This is a genomic window from Rhizobacter sp. P5_A1, assembly GCF_056400745.1.
The window spans coordinates 264,806-282,673 of record NZ_JBFUKR010000001.1 but is presented as its reverse complement, the minus strand read 5'-3'; the positions used below and the strand labels follow the sequence as shown (position 1 = coordinate 282,673).

At 69.4% G+C, this 17,868-nt stretch carries 19 protein-coding genes; 14 read left to right on the top strand and 5 right to left on the bottom strand.

Annotation, left to right across the window (positions count from 1 at the left end):
- Nucleotides 1–15: 15 nt before the first annotated feature.
- Nucleotides 16–672, bottom strand: a complete 657-nt coding sequence (locus AC1DTW_RS01355) for a response regulator (protein WP_477978324.1) — start codon at nucleotides 670–672, stop codon at nucleotides 16–18.
- A gap of 96 nt (nucleotides 673–768) precedes the next feature.
- Nucleotides 769–2,652, bottom strand: a complete 1,884-nt coding sequence (locus AC1DTW_RS01350; RefSeq protein WP_477978322.1) for a sensor histidine kinase — start codon at nucleotides 2,650–2,652, stop codon at nucleotides 769–771.
- Between the two features lie 138 nt (nucleotides 2,653–2,790).
- Between AC1DTW_RS01350 and AC1DTW_RS01345 the strand changes: the two genes are divergently transcribed.
- Genes AC1DTW_RS01345 through AC1DTW_RS01335 form a run of 3 tightly spaced genes read left to right on the top strand, consistent with a single transcriptional unit; the run spans nucleotide 2,791 to nucleotide 6,471 of the window.
- Nucleotides 2,791–3,753 (top strand): PhoH family protein, encoded by a 963-nt coding sequence (locus tag AC1DTW_RS01345; protein ID WP_477978320.1) that lies wholly within the window; start codon nucleotides 2,791–2,793, stop codon nucleotides 3,751–3,753.
- Nucleotides 3,746–4,204 (top strand): rRNA maturation RNase YbeY, encoded by a 459-nt coding sequence (ybeY, locus tag AC1DTW_RS01340; RefSeq protein ID WP_477978318.1) that lies wholly within the window; start codon nucleotides 3,746–3,748, stop codon nucleotides 4,202–4,204. The genes AC1DTW_RS01345 and ybeY overlap by 8 nt, the downstream gene beginning before the upstream one ends.
- Complete coding sequence (locus AC1DTW_RS01335) at nucleotides 4,201–6,471, top strand: patatin-like phospholipase family protein (RefSeq protein ID WP_477978316.1); 2,271 nt, start codon at nucleotides 4,201–4,203, stop codon at nucleotides 6,469–6,471. Before ybeY ends, AC1DTW_RS01335 begins: the two co-directional genes overlap by 4 nt.
- A gap of 4 nt (nucleotides 6,472–6,475) precedes the next feature.
- On the opposite strand, the gene AC1DTW_RS01330 is transcribed toward AC1DTW_RS01335, so the two are convergent.
- Nucleotides 6,476–7,552: a magnesium transporter CorA family protein gene (locus AC1DTW_RS01330; RefSeq protein WP_477978314.1), complete on the bottom strand. Its 1,077-nt coding sequence runs from the start codon at nucleotides 7,550–7,552 to the stop codon at nucleotides 6,476–6,478.
- Between the two features lie 22 nt (nucleotides 7,553–7,574).
- Complete coding sequence (gene hemB, locus AC1DTW_RS01325) at nucleotides 7,575–8,591, bottom strand: porphobilinogen synthase (RefSeq protein ID WP_477978312.1); 1,017 nt, start codon at nucleotides 8,589–8,591, stop codon at nucleotides 7,575–7,577.
- 303 nt (nucleotides 8,592–8,894) lie between these two features.
- Here hemB and AC1DTW_RS01320 point away from each other — a divergent pair, with 303 nt between their 5' ends.
- The 10 genes from AC1DTW_RS01320 to AC1DTW_RS01275 all read left to right on the top strand — a co-directional run bounded on the left by AC1DTW_RS01320 (nucleotide 8,895) and on the right by AC1DTW_RS01275 (nucleotide 16,630).
- The gene (locus tag AC1DTW_RS01320; RefSeq protein ID WP_477978310.1) at nucleotides 8,895–9,311 is read left to right on the top strand and encodes a CopD family protein; all 417 of its coding nucleotides are present in this window, start codon (nucleotides 8,895–8,897) and stop codon (nucleotides 9,309–9,311) included.
- Between the two features lie 23 nt (nucleotides 9,312–9,334).
- On the top strand, nucleotides 9,335–10,471 hold the full coding sequence (locus tag AC1DTW_RS01315; protein WP_477978308.1) for a VanZ family protein: 1,137 nt from the start codon (nucleotides 9,335–9,337) through the stop codon (nucleotides 10,469–10,471).
- Nucleotides 10,471–10,797, top strand: coding sequence for a (2Fe-2S) ferredoxin domain-containing protein (locus AC1DTW_RS01310; RefSeq protein ID WP_477978306.1), 327 nt, complete (start codon nucleotides 10,471–10,473; stop codon nucleotides 10,795–10,797). Before AC1DTW_RS01315 ends, AC1DTW_RS01310 begins: the two co-directional genes overlap by 1 nt.
- Nucleotides 10,798–10,810: 13 nt before the next feature.
- Nucleotides 10,811–11,437 (top strand): alpha/beta hydrolase, encoded by a 627-nt coding sequence (locus AC1DTW_RS01305; RefSeq protein ID WP_477978304.1) that lies wholly within the window; start codon nucleotides 10,811–10,813, stop codon nucleotides 11,435–11,437.
- 56 nt (nucleotides 11,438–11,493) lie between these two features.
- The gene (locus AC1DTW_RS01300; protein WP_477978302.1) at nucleotides 11,494–12,678 is read left to right on the top strand and encodes a D-alanyl-D-alanine carboxypeptidase family protein; all 1,185 of its coding nucleotides are present in this window, start codon (nucleotides 11,494–11,496) and stop codon (nucleotides 12,676–12,678) included.
- Between the two features lie 31 nt (nucleotides 12,679–12,709).
- Nucleotides 12,710–13,597 carry a D-amino acid aminotransferase gene (locus tag AC1DTW_RS01295; protein WP_477978300.1) on the top strand — a complete coding sequence of 296 codons (888 nt, stop codon included), beginning with the start codon at nucleotides 12,710–12,712 and terminating at the stop codon, nucleotides 13,595–13,597.
- A gap of 71 nt (nucleotides 13,598–13,668) precedes the next feature.
- A complete protein-coding gene (locus tag AC1DTW_RS01290; protein WP_477978298.1) occupies nucleotides 13,669–13,944 on the top strand; it encodes a YbeD family protein in 276 nt (91 codons plus the stop codon).
- A complete protein-coding gene (gene lipB, locus AC1DTW_RS01285) occupies nucleotides 13,941–14,615 on the top strand; it encodes a lipoyl(octanoyl) transferase LipB (protein ID WP_477978296.1) in 675 nt (224 codons plus the stop codon). Before AC1DTW_RS01290 ends, lipB begins: the two co-directional genes overlap by 4 nt.
- Before the next feature lie 13 nt (nucleotides 14,616–14,628).
- Nucleotides 14,629–15,627 carry a lipoyl synthase gene (gene lipA / locus AC1DTW_RS01280; protein ID WP_477978294.1) on the top strand — a complete coding sequence of 333 codons (999 nt, stop codon included), beginning with the start codon at nucleotides 14,629–14,631 and terminating at the stop codon, nucleotides 15,625–15,627.
- Nucleotides 15,628–15,652: 25 nt separating this feature from the next.
- The gene (locus tag AC1DTW_RS01275; protein ID WP_477978292.1) at nucleotides 15,653–16,630 is read left to right on the top strand and encodes a TFIIB-type zinc ribbon-containing protein; all 978 of its coding nucleotides are present in this window, start codon (nucleotides 15,653–15,655) and stop codon (nucleotides 16,628–16,630) included.
- A gap of 12 nt (nucleotides 16,631–16,642) precedes the next feature.
- Here AC1DTW_RS01275 and AC1DTW_RS01270 read toward each other — a convergent pair whose 3' ends face one another.
- A complete protein-coding gene (locus tag AC1DTW_RS01270) occupies nucleotides 16,643–17,152 on the bottom strand; it encodes a TlpA disulfide reductase family protein (protein WP_477978290.1) in 510 nt (169 codons plus the stop codon).
- A 13-nt stretch (nucleotides 17,153–17,165) separates the two neighbouring features.
- Between AC1DTW_RS01270 and AC1DTW_RS01265 the strand changes: the two genes are divergently transcribed.
- Entirely contained in the window at nucleotides 17,166–17,861 is a 696-nt protein-coding gene (locus tag AC1DTW_RS01265; protein WP_477978288.1) for a DUF4197 domain-containing protein, read from the top strand.
- The last annotated feature ends 7 nt before the right edge of the window (nucleotides 17,862–17,868 follow it).

The window sequence follows — 17,868 nt, the reverse complement described above, 5'->3', positions numbered from 1 at the left end:
GGGGGCGCCATGACATCAGGCCCGGCGGAACAGCCCGAGGCGTTGCGCTTCGAGCGCCGCTTCGGCACGCGAGCTGACGTTCAGCTTGCGGTAGATCTGCTTCACGTAGTCGGCGATCGTGTGGCGCGACAGGTTCAGTTGCACGCCGATCTCGGGCAGCGTGTAGCCCTTTGCGACGCGCAGCAGCACTTCGTTCTCGCGATCGGTCAGCGCGACATGCGGCATGTTCTGCGGCCGCTCCTGCGGGCGCGTCTGCGCCGCGAAGTGCGAGATCACGCGGCGCGCGATCGACGGTGACAGCGGCGGCTCGCCCTGGCTCATGCGCTTCAGCTGCTCGGCGATCAGCTCGCGGGCCTGCTCCTTCAGCAGGTAGCCGAACGCGCCCGCCTGCAGCGCAGGAAACAGGTGGTCGTCGTCGTCGTGGATCGTCACGACGACCGACTGGCACTCGGGCTGCGCCTCGCGCAGCGCCGCGACCACGTCGACGCCCGAGCCGTCGGGCAAGCCGAGGTCGCACAGCGCAAGGTTGAATTTGACCGCGCTGACGAGGCCGAGCGCGTCGTGCACGCGTGCGGACTCGTGGATCTGCGCATCGGGGAACACGCCCTTGACCAGCACCTTGAGCCAGGAGCGGATCTCGGGCAGGTCTTCGAGCAGCAGGATGTTGGTCATGGTGGCGCCTCGGTGGGTCGTCGGGGCCCGACGGCGGGCAGGCGGACGGGGCCTGTTTTCATGCTACCAGCCGGCGGTGCCGCCGGGCCGCCTCGCTCACAGCGGAACCGTGAGCCTTATCACAGTGCCATAGCCGGGGCCGGACTCGACCAGACACTGCCCCTGCATCTGCTTCGCGCGGTTCTTCATGCTGGACATGCCATGGCCGCGGTCGAGCTTGCCGTCGAGCTCCATCGGGATGCCCTTGCCGTTGTCCTGCACCGTCAGCCCGAACTGGCGGTCGCTGATCGCGCAGCGCACCTTGCAGTGCGACGCGCCGCTGTGCTTGATGATGTTGCTGACCGCCTCGCGCAGGATGCGCGTGGTCTGCACGAAGCCGCGTGCCGGCAGCAGCTCCTCGATCTCTTCGGTCGGGCCGCGCCAATCGGCCTCGATGTTGGCCTGCCCGAGGCGCGAGACGGTCTCGGCGCGCCAGTCGGCGAGCGCATCGGCCAGGCGCATCGGCTTGCCGGTCAGGCCGCGCACCGAGAGCCGCATCTCCTCGAGCGCCTCGCGTGCGAGCGTCGAGATGCGTTCGGATTCACTGGTGTGCACGATCGTCAGCAGCTTCGCGCCGAGGTCGTCGTGCAGGTCGCCGGCGATGCGCTTGCGCTCCTTCTCGGTGACCTGCTCGACGCGCAGTTCGGCGAGCTGCGCGAAGTTGCGCTCGATCTCGGCGGTGATCTCCTGGACGCGGCTTTCGAGGTTGTCGCGGCCGTCCTCGGCGGCGCGCAGCGCGCGCGCGAAGACCTGCAGCAGCCGCACCGCCAACGCGACGAACAGCACCGGCACCGCGAACTGCAGCAGCGGTACGGCCGGCTGCGGCAGCAGCCCGTACTCGCTCGCGAGCTGCACGCCGAGCAGCACCGTGATCCCGCCGAGCAGCGCGGTCATCGACCAGAACTCGTGGCGCTTGCCGCGCCAGGTCAGGAACAGGTACAGCGTGACCGCGGCCGCGAGCTCGGAGGCGAGCACGCCGTACCAGACGCTGGCCAGCATGAAGAGCCGGCCCGGGCCGGCCAGCAACAGCGTCGCCGGCAGCAGCACCCACTGTGCGGCCAGCGCGTTTTCGATCCAGCGCGAGCGCAGTCCGGCGTAGCTGAGCAGGAACTGCACCGCCAGCGCGACCACCGGTGCGAAGCCGGTGCAGAACAGGAACTCCATCACGCCGGTGTCCCACGGCATCTCGCGCCACCAGACGCGCGCCGACAGCAGCCCCCACGCAAGACACAGCCACCCGAAGTAGCCGAGGTAGGCCTCGCGCCGGTTCATCCAGCCCAGGCCGATCATCACGCAGCCGAGCACCGCGAGCGCGAGGTTCGCGATCTGGACCGAGGTGACGTTCCAGAACATCCGCTCGTCGTAGGCGCGTGCGAGCACCGCCTGCGGCCCGACCAGGATCGCCGACAGCCCGCCGGCGCGCTGGCGCGACGCCACGCGTTGCAGCGCGTGGCCCTGCACCTGCACGTCGAGCGTGTTGCCGCGCTCTTGCAGCAGAGCCGCCGGCAGCGCGACCAGCTGCGGATAGTGGCAGTTGCGCGTCACCGGCTCGCCCATGCGGCCGCCGCTGAAGATGCGCTGGCCGTTCAGGTACAGCTCGAGGTTGCTGCAGACGCGCTCGATGTACAGCGCCATCAGTTCGTGCGAGTCGACACCGGCCGGCCGGTCGAAGCCGGTGCGGTACCAGACGCTGCCCTCGAAGCGCGGCCGCGTGACGGCCCAGTCGTCGGGCAGCCGTACCGGCTGCGCGATCTGCGCGACCCCACCCGGCCGCGTGACCGACTGCACTGCCAGCGCCTTGTCGACGCGCAGCACGCCCGGCTCGTCGGCGGCGCGAGCCGCCCCGGCGAGCGCCAGCCCGACGAGCCACGCGAACCCCACGACGACAGTGCATCGGGCGATGGACCCGGCCGCGGCGTGGAGATCGAGGGGCTTGAACATCGAGGCGGATTGTGACGGATGGGCCCCGCGCCGCAGCACCGCCGGCAACGCCGAATCGGCCCGCGATGCCGACAACGCCACGCTGGCCGGCCCCGCTGCGGCGACAATCCGGAGCTCCGACCCGACGCCCCGCTCGCCTTGATCCTTCGCCACTCTTTCGAACCGCGCGACAACACCCGGCTCGCTCACCTGTGCGGCAGCGTCGACGAGCACCTGCGCAGCATCGAGCGCCTGCTCGACGTGAGCGTCTCGCGGCGCAACGAGTTCTTCCGCATCGAAGGCCGCAAGGCGAACGCCGAGCACGCGATGAACCTGCTGCTGGCGCTGTACGAGCAGTCGCAGCGGCCGATCAGCGCCGAGGCGCTGCAGCTCGCGCTGGTGCAGGTCGGCGCCCGCGACGCCGCGCCCAAGGCGGACCACGACGATGGCGCCGGCGCGCCGACGCTGCGCACCCGGCGCGCCGACCTGACCGGGCGCACGCCGAACCAGCTCACCTACCTGCGCAACATCCTCGCGCACGACATCACCTTCGGCATCGGCCCGGCCGGCACCGGCAAGACCTTCCTCGCGGTCGCCTGCGCGGTCGACGCGCTCGAGCGCAGCGCGGTGCAGCGCGTCATCTTGACGCGGCCCGCGGTCGAGGCCGGCGAGCGGCTCGGCTTCCTGCCCGGCGACCTGGCCCAGAAGGTCGACCCGTACCTGCGCCCGCTCTACGACGCGCTCTACGACCTGATGGGCGTCGACAAGGTCGTCCGGGCGTTCGAGAAGGGCACGCTCGAGATCGCGCCGCTCGCGTTCATGCGCGGGCGCACGCTGAATCACGCGTTCGTGATCCTCGACGAAGCGCAGAACAGCACCTCCGAGCAGATGAAGATGTTTCTGACGCGCATAGGCTTCGGCAGCAAGGTCGTCGTCAACGGCGACGTGAGCCAGATCGATCTGCCGCGCGGCACCGAGAGCGGACTGATCGACGCCGAGCGCGTGCTGCGCCGCGTGCGCGGCATCGCGACGACGCACTTCACCTCGTCCGATGTCGTGCGCCACCCGCTGGTCGCACGCATCGTCGAGGCCTACGACGCGGCGCGGCTCGACGATGCGTAAGGTGAAGGCCGCGCGCCCGCCGCTCACGCTGTCGCTGCAGTTCGCCGATCCGAGCGATCGCGCGATCGTCACGCGCCACAAGGTCGCGCGCTGGATTCGCGCGGCGCTCGAAGCGCCCGGCGAGATCACCGTGCGCATCGTCGGCGCCGACGAAGGCCGGGCGCTGAATCGCGAGTACCGCGCGAAGGACTACGCGACCAACGTGCTGACCTTCGACTACGGCACCGAGCCGGTCGTCGCGGCCGATCTCGTGCTGTGCGCACCGGTGCTGCAGCGCGAGGCGCGCGAGCTCGGCATCGCGCTCGAGGCGCACTACGCGCACCTGCTGGTGCACGGCACGCTGCACGCGCAGGGCTACGACCATGAAGACGCCGACGAGGCGCGCGCGATGGAAGCGCGCGAGACCGAGCTGATGCACGTGCTCGGCTTCGCCGACCCGTACGCGAAATGAGTCTGCGGCGCAGGTGGCGCCATGATGCGCTGCTGATCCTGTGCGCCGCGACGAGCGTCGTGTTCGATGCGTCGGCACAGACGGCGCCGGTCGCGCCGGCCAGCGCGGCCGCCGCCACGGCATCCACCAGCGCGCCGATGCCGGCGCGGCCGCGCATCGGGCTCGTGCTCTCCGGCGGCGGCGCGCGCGGCGGCGCGCACCTGGGCGTGCTGAAGGTGCTCGAGGAACTGCAGGTGCCGGTCGACGTGATCGTCGGCACCAGCGCCGGCGCGATCGTCGCGGCGTCGTATGCGAGCGGCCTGCCGCTGCCGGTGATCGCACGCGAAATGAGCGCGCTGCGCACCGAGATGCTGTTCCGCGACGTGAACCGCGGCGAGACGCCGCTGCGCAGCAAGGTCAACGACGCGACCAACTACGTCGGCCCCGAGATCGGCCTGCGCGACGGCGGCATCGCGCTGCCGAAGGGCGTGGTCGCCGGCGTGTCGATCGAGGCGGTGCTGCGCCAGCTCACCGCACGCCAGCGCAGCGACAACTTCGATCGGCTGCCGATCCCGTTCCGCGCCGTCGCAACCGACCTGAGCAGTTCCGAGATGGTCGTGATCGACCACGGCAACCTCGCGGTCGCGGTGCGCGCGAGCATGGCGATTCCCGCCGCCCTCGATCCGGTCGAGCTCGACGGCCGGCTGCTGGTCGACGGCGGCCTGAGCCGCAACCTGCCGGTAGACGTCGCGCGCGCGATGGGCGCCGACGTGATCATCGCGATCAACATCGGCACGCCGCTGCGCAGGCGCAGCGAGATCACCGGCATCTTCACCGTGTCCGACCAGATCTCGCGCATCCTGACCAACACCAACGTCAATCGGTCGCTGGCCGAGTTGCGGCCCGACGACGTGCTCGTCACGCCCGACCTCGGCAACGTCGAGACCGGCGACTTCGACCGCCTCGCCGAGGCCGCGAGCGCCGGCGAAAAGGCAGCCCGCGAGGTGGCGGCGCAGCTGGCACGCTATGCCGTCGATGCCGACGCGTATCGGCAGTGGCACAGCGCGCTGGTGCGCGAGCCGGCCGAAACGCCGGGCCGCATCGACGCGGTGCGCGTCACCGGCGCGCAGCGCGTGAACCCCGAGGTGATCGCCGCGGCGATCCGCACCCAACCCGGCGGTGAATTCGATCCGCGCATCGCCGACGAGGACGTCAAGCGCATCTATGCGCGCGGCGACTTCGAGCGCGTCAGCTACGCGCTGACCAGCGACCCCGCCGTCGGCCGCGTGCTGACCGCCGACGTGGTCGAGAAGTCGTGGGGCCCGAACTACCTGCGCTTCGGCCTCGGCCTGTCGTCGGACCTGCGCGGCGACTCGTTCTTCACGCTGGTCGGCACGCACCGCGCGACCTGGCTCAACAGCCTGGGCGGCGAGTGGCGCAACGATGTGCAGATCGGTCACGCCGACCGGCTCGCGACCGAGTTCTACCAGCCGCTGACACCGGCGCAGCGCTTGTTCGTCGCCGTGCATGCGGAGCTGACGCGCGAGCCCTTCGACGTCTACGACAACGGCGAGCGGCTCGCGCGCTACCGGCGCGGCACCTACGGCGGCGGGTTCGACCTGGGCACGCCGCTCGGCAACATTGGCGAGTTCCGGCTTGGCGTCTCGCGCGGGCGCCTGAAGCTGTACAACGACACCGCGGCGCTGCCCGCCGCGCTGGTGCTGCCCGACACCGACATGGCCGGCCTGACCGCGCGGCTGCGCATCGACACGCTCGACAACCTGCGCTTCCCGCGGGCCGGCTACGAGGCCGACGTGCAGCTCTATGCGTCGCGCCAGCGCCTGGGCGCGACCGATGACTACACGAAGCTCTCGGCGAGCGCGAGCACCGCGTTCGCGAGCGGGGCGCACTCGCTGCAGCTGCACTTGCGCGGCGCGAAGAGCCTCGGCAGCGACGCGTTGCCGCAGTACGAGCTGTTCAGCCTCGGCGGGTTTCTGCAGCTGTCGGGCTACCGGACCGGCGAACTGGTCGGGCGCGAGATGACCTTCGGCCGGCTCGTCTACAACTACCGCGTCAGTGCGCCGGGTCTGCTCGACGGTGCGTATGTCGGCGTCTCGCTCGAGGCCGGGCGCATCGGCGATTCGGTGGCCGGCGCGACGCGCTCGTCGCTGCGCCGCGGCAACGCGGTGTACTTCGCGTTCGACACGCCGCTCGGCCCGGTCTACATCGCGTACGGGCGCGGCGACGGCGGCAACCAGGCCGCGTACTTCTTCCTCGGCCAGCCCTGAGGGATCAGTGCGGCGGTGGGCGGCTCAGGTAGCGCTTGCGCCAGAAGTACCAGCTCAGCGCGCAGCCGATCAGCAGCATGAAGCCGAAGGTCCACCAGAAGCCCTTCGCGCTGTGGATCAGCGGCAGCCCTTCGAAGTTCATGCCGAAGAAGCCGGTGACCAGGTTCAGCGGCAGAAAGATCGCGGTCAACACGGTCAGCGTGCGCATGATCTCGTTGGTGCGGTTGCTCTGCGCCGAGAAGTGCATCTGCACCGCGTTCTCGGCCGACGACTCGAGCCGCCGCACGTGCGTCAGCACGCGCTCGATGTGCTCGAGCACGTCGCGTGCGCGCACGCGCAGCAGCTCGCGTTCGCGCAGCACCGGCGGGTCGCCCTCGGGCGGCAGCTCGTCGAATGCGTCGATCCACTCGGTGATCGCGGCGCGCTGGTCTTCGCAGGTGTCTTCGAGCAGGTGCAGGCTGTTGCGCGAGTCGAGCAGCAGTTTCCAGCTGCTGTAGCTGGCATTCGGGCTGAACAGTTCCTGCTGCAGCTGGTCGAGTTGCCTGGTCAGCAACCGGCGCAGGTCGAGGTAGCTGTCGACGATGTAGTTGACCATGCGCAGCGCCATGTCGGCCGGGCTGGGGGGAACGCGCGCGCTGTTGCGCATGTCGCCCCCGGGGGTCTGCTGCTGCAGCCGGTTCGCGAAGTATTCGCGCACCATGCAATCGGCCGGGTGCACCGTCAGCAGCACGCGGTCGAAGACCGCGAAGCCGACCGGGCTGGTGTCGATGCGCGTCAGTGCCGCCGGTGCACCGCCAGGCTCGTCGCCGGCGGCCACGGCGGCGAGCCGGCGGAACACCAGCAGGTCGTACCACGAGGTGTAGTCGAAGTGCGAGGTCAGCTGCGGGTTCAGCAGGTCGGAGATGTGCAGGTCGACGAGCTGCCCGCCGCTCCAGCGCTGCAGCCCGCCCTGCAGCATGCCGACCTTCGATTCGAACTCGGCGCGCGCGATGCCGATCCAGAGATAACCGGAGGCCGGCGCCGCGTCGGGCAGCGTCTGCAGCTCGCTGAACTGGTCGCCCTGGATGTGGAAGATGCGCACTATGCCGACACCCCGGCGACGGTCACGAGTTGCGCTCGCTGTTCCGCAGGCGCCGCGCCGCGTCGAGTGCGAAGTAGGTCAGCACGCCATCGGCACCGGCGCGCTTGAACGCGAGCAGGCTTTCCATCATCACCGCGTCGTGGTCGAGCCAGCCGTTCAGCGCGGCGGCCTTCAGCATCGCGTACTCGCCGCTGACCTGGTAGGCAAAGGTCGGCACGCGGAACTCCTCCTTCACGCGGCGCACGATGTCCAGGTAGGGCATGCCGGGCTTGACCATCACCATGTCGGCGCCCTCGGCGAGATCGAGTGCGACCTCGCGCAGCGCCTCGTCGCTGTTGCCCGGGTCCATCTGGTAGACCTTCTTGTCGCTCTTGCCGAGGTTCGCGGCCGAGCCCACCGCGTCGCGGAACGGGCCGTAGAACGCGCTCGCGTACTTGGCGCTGTACGCCATGATGCGGGTGTGGACGCGGCCGTTCGCTTCGAGCGCCTGGCGGATCGCACCGATCCTGCCGTCCATCATGTCGCTCGGCGCGACGATGTCGACACCGGCCTGCGCCTGCGTCAGCGCCTGGTCCGTCAGCACCGCGACGGTCTCGTCGTTCAGGATGTAGCCGCTCGGATCGAGCAGGCCATCCTGGCCGTGCGAAGTGAACGGGTCGAGCGCGACGTCGGTCATCACGCCGAGCTCGGGGAAGCGCTTCTTCAGTTCGCGCACGACGGTCGGGACCAGGCCTTCCGGGTTCAGCGCCTCGCGCCCGTCGGCAGTCTTCAGCGATGGCTCGATGACCGGGAACAGCGCGAGCACCGGGATGCCGAGCCGCACGCACTCTTCGGCGACCGGCAGCAGGCGATCGAGCGTCATGCGCTGCACGCCGGGCATCGAGCTCACGTCCTGCACGGTGTCTCGGCCGGCGAGCACGAACACCGGCAGGATCAGGTCGGATGGATGCAGCCGGTGTTCGCGCACGAGATCGCGCGTGAAGGCATCGCGGCGCAGGCGGCGCGGGCGGTTCGCAGGGAAGGAAGCGGGGGAGTGCATGGGCGCGTCCGAGGAGGGTGCGCGGCCCGCGCCGCAGGTGGCCTCTTTGCAAATCTTTGATATTGAAACCAAGTATTTGCCGGGGGTCACACGGCTGTAGCAAAGCGCACGGCATCTGCTAAAGTAGGAATCGAATGATAGCCGCAAGGTCGTCATTCCCTGCTTTTCCTCCCTGAGCAGGTGCCCGACCGTGATGACAGCGTGAAGGCATTTCAAGCCCCGGCCGAGGCCGGGGCTTTCTTTTGGTCCGGTGCGGCTCGGGGCGCGCGGCGTCGCGAAAACAGCCCCGTCCATAATGCCCCGATGCCCTGGATCAAAGCCTTCCACATCGTCTTCGTCGCGAGCTGGTTCGCCGCGCTGTTCTACCTGCCGCGGCTGTTCGTGAACCTCGCGCAGGTGCCGGCCGACAGCCACGCCGAACGCGAGCGCCTGTTGCTGATGGCGCGCAAGCTCTACCGCTTCGGCAGCCTGCTGATGATCCCGGCGCTCGGCCTGGGGTTGTGGCTCTGGCTGGGCTACGGGATCACCGGAGCCTGGCTGCACGCGAAACTGTTCTTCGTCGTGCTCGCGCTCGGCTACCACCACATCTGCCGCTCGCTGCTGCGCCGCTTCGAGCGCTTCGAGAACCAGCGCAGCGAGCGCTGGTTTCGCATCTTCAACGAATCGGCGGTGCTGCTGTTCACCGTGATCGTCGTGCTGGTGGTCGTGAAGCCGTTCTGAACCCGACCGGCTCACCACAGGTCATGCCGCGCCACCGCAGTTCCGCCACGCCGCTGGCCTGGTTGTATGCCGCGCTGATCGCCTACGCGAGCCTGTATCCGTTCGTGCCCTGGAAGACGCCGGGCGTCTCGCCGCTCGCGTTCCTGGCCCTGCCATGGCCGCGCTACTGGACCTGGTTCGACCTGGTCGCGAACCTGCTCGGCTATGTCCCGCTCGGGGCGCTCGCGTTCGGCGCGATCGTGCGCAGCGGTGGGCGCGCGAAGCCGGCGCTGCTGCTGGCACTCGCGATCGGGACGGCGTGGTCGCTGCTGATGGAGTTCTTGCAGAACTTTCTGCCGCACCGCGTCGCGTCGAACGTCGACCTGGGCCTGAATGCGCTCGGCACGCTGATCGGCGCGGCGCTGGGCTTCTGGATCCATGTGCGCGGCGGCGTCGAGCGCTGGCAGACGGCGCGCGATCGCTGGTTCATCGGCCGCAGTGCCGGCGGGCTCGCGTTGCTGCTGCTGTGGCCGGTCGGCATGCTGTTCCCGCTGCCGGTGCCGCTCGCGCAGGGGCAGGTGCTCGCGAAGCTGCAGCAAGCCATCGCGAACCTGCTCGCCGGCACCTCGGTCGGGCCCTGGGTCGAAGACTGGGCCGATGCCGAACTGAACCGCGATGTGCTGTCGCCGGGCGGCGAATTCGCGCTGATCGCGCTCGGCCTGCTCGCGCCTTGCCTGGTGGCGTTCACGGTCGCGCGCCCGGGCTGGCGGCGCCTCGTGCTGGTGTTGGGCGCCGCCGCGTTCGGCGTGCTCACGACGACGCTGTCGACCGCGCTGAATTTCGGTCCGCAGCATCTGCTGGCCTGGAGCACGCCACAGGCGCTGGCGGCGCTCGCGTTCGCGATCGCGCTGGCCGTGCCGCTGAGCCTGTTGCCGCCGCGCGCGGCGGCCGGTCTCGGGCTCGTCGCGCTGACCGCGCTGGTGATCGTCGTCGCGCAGGCGCCGTCCGATCCGTTCTTCGCGCAGAGCCTGCAGGGCTGGGAGCAGGGGCGCTTCATTCGCTTCTACGGCGTCGCGCGCTGGGTCGGCTGGCTCTGGCCGTATGCGGCGATCGTCTACCTGCTGGCGCGCCTCGGTGTGCCCGGCGAGGCCGCGCCGAGCGCGCCTCCTAAAATGCCGTGATGAGCTATTACCAGCGGCACATCTTCTTTTGCCTGAACGAGCGCGACGAGGGCGAGGATTCCTGCGCCCGCCTCGGTGCGCAGACCGGCTTCGACCATTGCAAGAAGCGCGTGAAGGGCGAGCAGATGGCGGGGCCGGGCGGTGTGCGCGTCAACAAGGCGGGGTGCCTGGACCGCTGCGCCGGCGGGCCGGTCGCGGTCGTGTACCCCGACGCGGTCTGGTACACCTTCGTCGACACCGCCGACATCGACGAGATCGTCGATTCGCACCTGAAGCAGGGCAAGGTCGTCGAGCGCCTGCTGCTGCCGCCGAACGTGGGCCGTTGAGCGGAGTGCGCGCATGAACTCGAACACCGTGCGCCAGACCGTGGCCGGCCCCGCCGGGCCGATCGAGTGCGCGATCGACGCGCCGGACGGCGCGCCGCTCGGCGTCGCGGTGGTGTGCCATCCGCATCCGCAGTTCGGCGGCACGATGGACAACAAGGTCGTGCAGACACTCGCGCGCGCGTTCGTGCAGCTCGGCTGGCGCAGCGTGCGCTTCAACTTCCGCGGCATCGGCGGCTCGGCCGGTGCCTGGGACGATGGGGCCGGCGAAGTCGACGACGCGCTCGCGGTGATCGCCGCGACGCGCGCAGCCGATGCGCCTTTCATGCTGGCCGGGTTTTCATTCGGCGCCTACGTCGCGTCGCACGCCGCGGCGCGCTTGCCCGATGGCGCGAAGCCGCAGCGCATGGTGCTGGTCGGCCCGTCGACGCTGAAGCAGCCGATGGCGAACGTGCCGGCCGACAGCGTCGTGATCCACGGCGAGACCGACGATGTCGTGCCGCTCGCCGCGACGCTGGCCTGGGCGCGGCCGCAAACGCTGCCGGTCATCGTGTTTCCCGGCGTCGGGCACTTCTTCCACGGGCAGCTGGGCCTGCTCAAAAACACCGTCGTGCGCGAGCTGCAGCCGCGCCTACCCCTCTGACCGACGCGCACGGGCCGCATGCCCCGGCGCCTTCCATTTCCATCACCGGTATTCCAATGAATCGTCTCTTCGCTCCCGTTTCCGCTTTCATCGTGTCGCTCGCGTTCGCGGCCGCCGCGTCGGCCCAGGCGCCGCAGCCTCCCGAAGTCGCGGCCAAGAGCTTTCTCGTCGTCGACCTGACCAGCAACCAGACGCTCGCCGAGCGCAATGCCGACGCGCCGTCCGATCCCGCGTCGCTGACGAAGCTGATGAGCCTGTACGTGGTCTTCACCGCGATCCACGACAAGAAGCTGACGCTCGAGCAGAAGCTGCCGGTCTCGAAGCGCGCATGGGACGAGCGCAAGTCCGGCGGCTCGCTGATGTTCATCGACACCACGATGACGCCGACCGTCGAAGAGCTGCTGAAGGGGGAGATCGTGCAGTCGGGCAACGATGCCGCGGTCGTGCTGGCCGAGGCGGTCGGCGGCACGCTCGACCAGTTCGTCGCGATGATGAACCGCCAGGCGCAGGCCTTCGGCCTGAAGAACACCGTGTTCAAGAACGTCACCGGGCTGAGCGAGGCCGGCCACCACAGCAGCGCGCGCGATCTGTCGGTGATCGCCGCGCACATCATCCGCGACTACCCCGAATTCTTCGCGTACTACGCGATCAAGGAATACAAGTACAACAATATCAACCAGCCGAACCGCAACCTGCTGCTGCGCCGCGACCCGAGCGTCGATGGTCTGAAGACCGGCTACACCGAGGCGGCTGGCTACTGCCTGATCGCGACCGCGCAGCGCGAATTCCCGAACCTGAGCCCTGACGGCAAGGGTCCGGGCAAGCGTCGCATCCTGACCGTGGTGCTGAACACCACGTCGATGGAGGCGCGCGCCAGTGAGAGCCAGAAGCTGCTGAACTGGGGCTTCCAGGCCTTCGACACGATCCGCCTGTTCGACGACGGCAAGGCCATCGTCACGGTGCCGGTCTGGAAGGGCAAGGCCCCCGAGGCGAAGCTCGGCGCCAGCGGCGGCCTGTTCGTCAGCATCCCGAAGGGCGAGGGCGGCAAGCTGCAGACCAAGGTCGAGCGCACCGATCCGCTCGTCGCGCCGCTCGCGAAGGGCCAGCGCGTCGGCACGATCAAGGTCGCGACCGCGTCGGGCGCCCCGGTGGTCGACGTGCCACTGGTCGTGCAGGAATCGATCGAGCAGGCCGGCATCTTCGGCCGGGCCTGGGACGCCCTGCGACTGTGGATCAAGTAGTAGTCTTCGCTTTCAATCCGGAGTTGCCGCCATGCAGAACCTGCCCGACACCCTGTGCTACCTGAACGGCGATTACGTTCGGCTCTGCGACGCGAAGGTGTCGGTTCTCGACCGCGGCTTCGTCTTCGGCGACGGCATCTACGAGGTCGTGCCGGCGTACCGCGGCAAGCTGTTCCGCTTCGACGAACATCTGGCGCGCCTGAACCGCAGCCTCGCGAAGCTGCGCATCGCGAACCCGCACACGCGCGAGGAGTGGCTCGAACGCTGCCGCAAGCTGCTCGCGGCGCTGGCCGAGAAGGGCGGGCCGGGCGACCAGCTGGTCTACATCCAGCTGACCCGTGGCGTCGCGCTGCGCGACCACGTGATGCCGGCCGACATCGCGCCGACCGTGTTCATGATGTGCAGCGTGATGAAGCCCGCGACGCCCGAGCAGCGCCACGCCGGCGTGGCCTGCGTCACCGCGCGCGACTTCCGCTGGGAGCGCGGCGACATCAAGAGCATCTCGCTGCTCGGCAACGTGCTGGCGCGGCAGATGTCGGCCGACAAGGGCGCGATCGAGACCGTCATGTTTCGCAACGGCTTTCTGACCGAGGCGGCGGCGAGCAACGTCTGGATCGTGCACGAGGGTGCGCTGCTCGGCCCGCCGAAGAGCGAACTCGTGCTCGAAGGTATTCGCTACGAGCTGATCCGCGAGCTCTGCGAGGAGGTCGGCATCGCCTACAACCTGCGGCCGATCGCCGAGGCCGATGTGCTGTCGGCCGACGAGCTGCTGCTGAGTTCGGCGACCAAGGAGATCCTGCCGGTCACCTCGCTCGACGGCGAACCGGTCGGCCACGGCGCGCTGCGCGGCAAGCCCGGGCCGGTTTATGCGCGGCTGTTCGAGGCGTACCAGCGCGCGAAGGCGACGCAGTCGATCTGAGTGGCCCGCGACACTGCCTGGAAGTCCGGCGACGCGGCCTCATCTTCGGCGACATGCCCACCGACACCCTCATGCAAGACATCCCGCCCGAGCAGTCGCTGATCGAGTACCCGTCGAAATTCCCCATCAAGGTGATGGGCCTGAACGTCGACGGCTTCGTGCACGCGATCACGACGATCGCCGAGCGCTTCGACCCGAGCTTCGACGCCGCGACCGTCGAGTTGCGCGCGAGCAAAGGCGACAAATACCTCGGGGTGACCGTCACCGTCACCGCGACGAGCCGCGAACAGCTCGACGAGCTGTACCGCACGCTGAGCACGCATCCAATGGTCAAGATGGTGCTGTGAGCGGCATCGCGGCGCTGCATCGGCTCGGCACGGTCGACTACGAGCCGACGCTGACCGCGATGCGCGCGTTCACTGACGCGCGCACGCCCGACACGCCGGACGAGATCTGGCTCTGCGAGCATCCGCCGGTCTACACGCAGGGCCTCGCGGGCAGGCCCGAGCACGTGCTCGAGGCACGCGGCATCCCGGTCGTGCAGGCGAACCGCGGCGGGCAGGTCACGTACCACGGCCCGGGGCAGGTCGTCGCGTATCCGCTGATCGACCTGCGGCGTCTGAACATCTACGTCAAGGAGTATGTGTTCCGGATCGAGCAGGCGGTGCTGCGCACGCTGGCGCACTTCGGCGTCACCGGCCATCGCGTCGGCGGCGCACCGGGCATCTACGTGAATCTCGCCGACCCGTTCGGCCATGCGACACCGACCGGGCCGAGTGCCGACCCGTTCGCAGGCCTCGGCAAGATCGCCGCGCTGGGCATCAAGGTCAGCCGGCATTGCACTTACCACGGCGTCGCGCTGAACGTCGCGATGGACCTGCAACCCTTCGCCGGCATCAACCCCTGCGGCTATGCCGGGCTGCGCACGGTCGACCTTTCTACAATCGGCGTTCCGGCCTCGATCGACGAGGTGGCCGATGTCCTCGGCCACCGGCTCGCGGACGGCCTGAGCCCCTGATCAGAAAGCGCCCATGAGCACCCCGAACGTGACCCGCGACGCCGCCCCGGCCGACGCCTACGACCCCACCGCGAAGCAGAAGTCGCAGGCCAAGACCGCGCGCATCCCGATCAAGATCGTGCCGGCGGAAACCCTGAAGAAGCCCGACTGGATCCGCGTCAAGGCCGGGTCGCCGAGCACGCGCTTCTACGAGATCAAGAACGTCCTGCGCGAGCACAAGCTGCACACCGTCTGCGAAGAAGCCTCGTGCCCGAACATCGGCGAGTGCTTCGGCAAGGGCACTGCGACCTTCATGATCATGGGCGACAAGTGCACGCGACGCTGCCCGTTCTGCGATGTCGGCCACGGCCGACCCGACCCGCTCGATGCCGACGAGCCCGCGAACCTCGCGAAGACGATCGCGGCGCTGAAGCTGCGCTATGTCGTGATCACCAGCGTCGACCGCGACGACCTTCGCGACGGCGGCGCCGGCCACTTCGTCGAGTGCATCCGCCAGGTGCGCGAGCTCTCGCCGCAGACCCAGATCGAGATCCTGACGCCCGACTTCCGCGGCCGGATGGACCGCGCGCTCGAGATCCTGAAGGCCGCACCGCCCGACGTGATGAACCACAACCTCGAGACTGCGCCGCGCCTGTACAAGGAGGCTCGCCCGGGTTCCGACTACGCGTACTCGCTGAACCTGCTGAAGCGCTTCAAGGAATTCGCGCCGCACGTGCCAACCAAGAGCGGGCTGATGGTCGGCCTCGGCGAAACCGACGACGAGATCCTGCAGGTGATGCGCGACATGCGCGCACACGGCATCGAGATGCTGACGATCGGCCAGTACCTCGCGCCGAGCGGACACCACCTGCCGGTGCGGCGCTATGTGCACCCGGACACCTTCAAGATGTTCGAGCGCGAGGCCGCGACGATGGGTTTCACGCACGCCGCGGTCGGGGCGATGGTGCGTTCGAGCTACCACGCCGACAAGCAGGCCGAAGCGGCCGGGCTCGCACCCAGCGCGGCCGCCTGAGCGCCTGGCCGGGCGGCACGACGCGATGTCCGTGGTCCGGGCGCCGTTCGTCGAGGCGTTGCTTCCCTGTGGCAATTGCCGCGAGCCGATGCAGCGCCTCACGCTGCCCAGCCACTATGGCCTGCCGGTCGAGCTCGACCTGTGCGCGGGCTGTCACCTGGTCTGGTTCGACACGACCGAGACCGCGCGCCTCGGCGGCCAGGCGCTGCTCACGCTGATCGGCCAGATGGCGCAGGCCCAGCGCCTGGCGCACGAGGTGCTGCGGCCCGAGGCCGGCTGCCCGCGCTGCGGCGGCGCGCTGAAGACGGTCCACAACCAGACGCGCTGGGGCCGTTCGCTGCAGCTCGAGTGCCTGACCCGGCACGGCGCCTACCAGTCGTTCGCGCAATTCCTGCACGAGAAGGGGCTGCTGCGGCCGATGTCGCCGATCGATCGCGGCCGGCTGCTGGCCGACGCCGGCCGCATCGACTGCGTCAACTGCGGCGCGCCGATCGGCCGCGACGATGCGGAGTGCCTGCATTGCCGCTCGGTGCCGAGCCTGCTCGATGTCGCGCGGCTGGCACGCGCGCTCGATCCCGAGGGCGCGCTCGCGCCGCACGCGGTGCACGGCGCCGATCCGCAGCGGGCCGCATTGCAATGCGGCGCGTGCGGCGCGGCGTTGCCGCCGGGCCAGGCCGTGTCGTGCCCGCAGTGCCGCGCCACGTTGGCGGTGAGCCGCCTGGCCGAGGTGCACGCGCGCGTCAACGAACTCGCGCCGGCGCTGCGCGCGCACGCTGCCAAGCCCGGGCCGGAGGTGGTCAAACGTCGGCTCGACGCGCTGGGTACCGATATCCCTCGGCGCCGCGCCTGGGTTGCAGAAATGGAGGCGGATGCCGCTCAGCGCGGCCGCGCGGGCGACGAATCCGACTGGTCGTCGCTGTTCAGTCGCGGCACGAACCCGATCCGCGCGGTGTTCATCGCGCTGGCGATCTGGTTCGTCTGGTACTTCTGGCCGCGTGGCTGAACGGCCGCGGGATCAGGTCTCGGCCAGCAGCTTCTCGACCAGCTGGTGCAGCGCGACGAAGTCGGGCTCGCCGACATAGCGCTTGACGATCTGGCCGTGCTTGTCGATCAGCACGCTGGTGGGCGTCAGCTGGACCTGGCCGAAGCTCTTCGCGATCGCGCCGGTGTTGTCGATCGCGACGCCGAACGGCAGCTTGCGCGTCTCGGCGAAGTTGATCACGTACGCCGGCGGGTCGTAGCTCATCGCGACCGCGAGCGTCTCGTAGCCGCGCGCCTTGTACTTCTCGTGCGTCGCGACGATGTGGGGCATTTCCTTCACGCAGGTCGTGCAGTCGGTGGCCCAGAAGTTCACCAGCACGACCTTGCCGCGCAGCTGCTCGGTCGTCGACTGGCGGCCGTCAAGCAGGGTGTAGGCGACGTTCGGTGCCATCGCGCCGCCGTTCAGCGTCTCGTACGCCAGGTAACCGCCGACACCGACGGCGAGGGCGACAATGGCGGCGGCAGCGTATTTGGCAGGTTTCACGGGGAGTTCTTTCATGCAGCGCCGAAAGTTTACGTCAGGTCTCGTCTGCGCGGGCGGGCTGGGGTCACTCGCGTGCTGGCCAGCGGCTCGCGCGGCCGGCATCACCGAAAGCGACGCCGCGCTCGGCGTGCGCGCCGCGCTGGAGCGCGGTGCGGTCGTCGCGGTCGGCGCCCTCGGCAGGAGCGGCGGCTTTCTGGACAACCCGAAGGTGCGGATCCCGCTGCCGGGCTTTCTCGACGACGCCGCGAAGCTGCTGAAATACACCGGCCAGCAAAAGCGCGTCGACGAGCTCGTGACCGCGATGAATCGCGCTGCCGAGGCGGCGGTGCCGCAGGCGAAGAGCTTGCTGGTCAACGCGGTGAAGTCGATGAGCGTCGAGGACGGCAGGCAGATCCTGACCGGCGGCGACAACGCGGTGACGCAATTCTTCGCGGGCAAGACGCGCGCGCCGTTGTCGGTGACCTTTCTGCCGATCGTCACGAAGGCGACCGAGAAGGTATCGCTGGCCGGCAAGTACAACGCGGTTGCCGGCAAGGCCGCCGGCCTGGGCCTGCTGCGTCAGGAGGACGCCAACATCGAGCAGTACGTGACCGGCAAGGCGCTGGACGGCCTGTACCTGATGATCGGCGAAGAGGAACGCAAGATCCGCCGCGATCCGATCGGCAGCGGCAGTGCAATCCTGCAGAAGGTGTTCGGTTCGCTGAAGTAGGGCGTCG

Coding starts and splice junctions, on each gene's coding strand:
- AC1DTW_RS01355 (WP_477978324.1), bottom strand. CDS start 672: ATGACCAACATCCTGCTGCTCGAAGACCTGCCCGAGATCCGCTCCTGG.
- AC1DTW_RS01350 (WP_477978322.1), bottom strand. CDS start 2,652: ATGTTCAAGCCCCTCGATCTCCACGCCGCGGCCGGGTCCATCGCCCGA.
- ybeY (WP_477978318.1), top strand. CDS start 3,746: ATGCGTAAGGTGAAGGCCGCGCGCCCGCCGCTCACGCTGTCGCTGCAG.
- AC1DTW_RS01335 (WP_477978316.1), top strand. CDS start 4,201: ATGAGTCTGCGGCGCAGGTGGCGCCATGATGCGCTGCTGATCCTGTGC.
- hemB (WP_477978312.1), bottom strand. CDS start 8,591: ATGCACTCCCCCGCTTCCTTCCCTGCGAACCGCCCGCGCCGCCTGCGC.
- AC1DTW_RS01320 (WP_477978310.1), top strand. CDS start 8,895: ATGCCCTGGATCAAAGCCTTCCACATCGTCTTCGTCGCGAGCTGGTTC.
- AC1DTW_RS01315 (WP_477978308.1), top strand. CDS start 9,335: ATGCCGCGCCACCGCAGTTCCGCCACGCCGCTGGCCTGGTTGTATGCC.
- AC1DTW_RS01310 (WP_477978306.1), top strand. CDS start 10,471: ATGAGCTATTACCAGCGGCACATCTTCTTTTGCCTGAACGAGCGCGAC.
- AC1DTW_RS01305 (WP_477978304.1), top strand. CDS start 10,811: ATGAACTCGAACACCGTGCGCCAGACCGTGGCCGGCCCCGCCGGGCCG.
- AC1DTW_RS01300 (WP_477978302.1), top strand. CDS start 11,494: ATGAATCGTCTCTTCGCTCCCGTTTCCGCTTTCATCGTGTCGCTCGCG.
- AC1DTW_RS01295 (WP_477978300.1), top strand. CDS start 12,710: ATGCAGAACCTGCCCGACACCCTGTGCTACCTGAACGGCGATTACGTT.
- AC1DTW_RS01290 (WP_477978298.1), top strand. CDS start 13,669: ATGCAAGACATCCCGCCCGAGCAGTCGCTGATCGAGTACCCGTCGAAA.
- lipA (WP_477978294.1), top strand. CDS start 14,629: ATGAGCACCCCGAACGTGACCCGCGACGCCGCCCCGGCCGACGCCTAC.
- AC1DTW_RS01275 (WP_477978292.1), top strand. CDS start 15,653: ATGTCCGTGGTCCGGGCGCCGTTCGTCGAGGCGTTGCTTCCCTGTGGC.
- AC1DTW_RS01265 (WP_477978288.1), top strand. CDS start 17,166: ATGCAGCGCCGAAAGTTTACGTCAGGTCTCGTCTGCGCGGGCGGGCTG.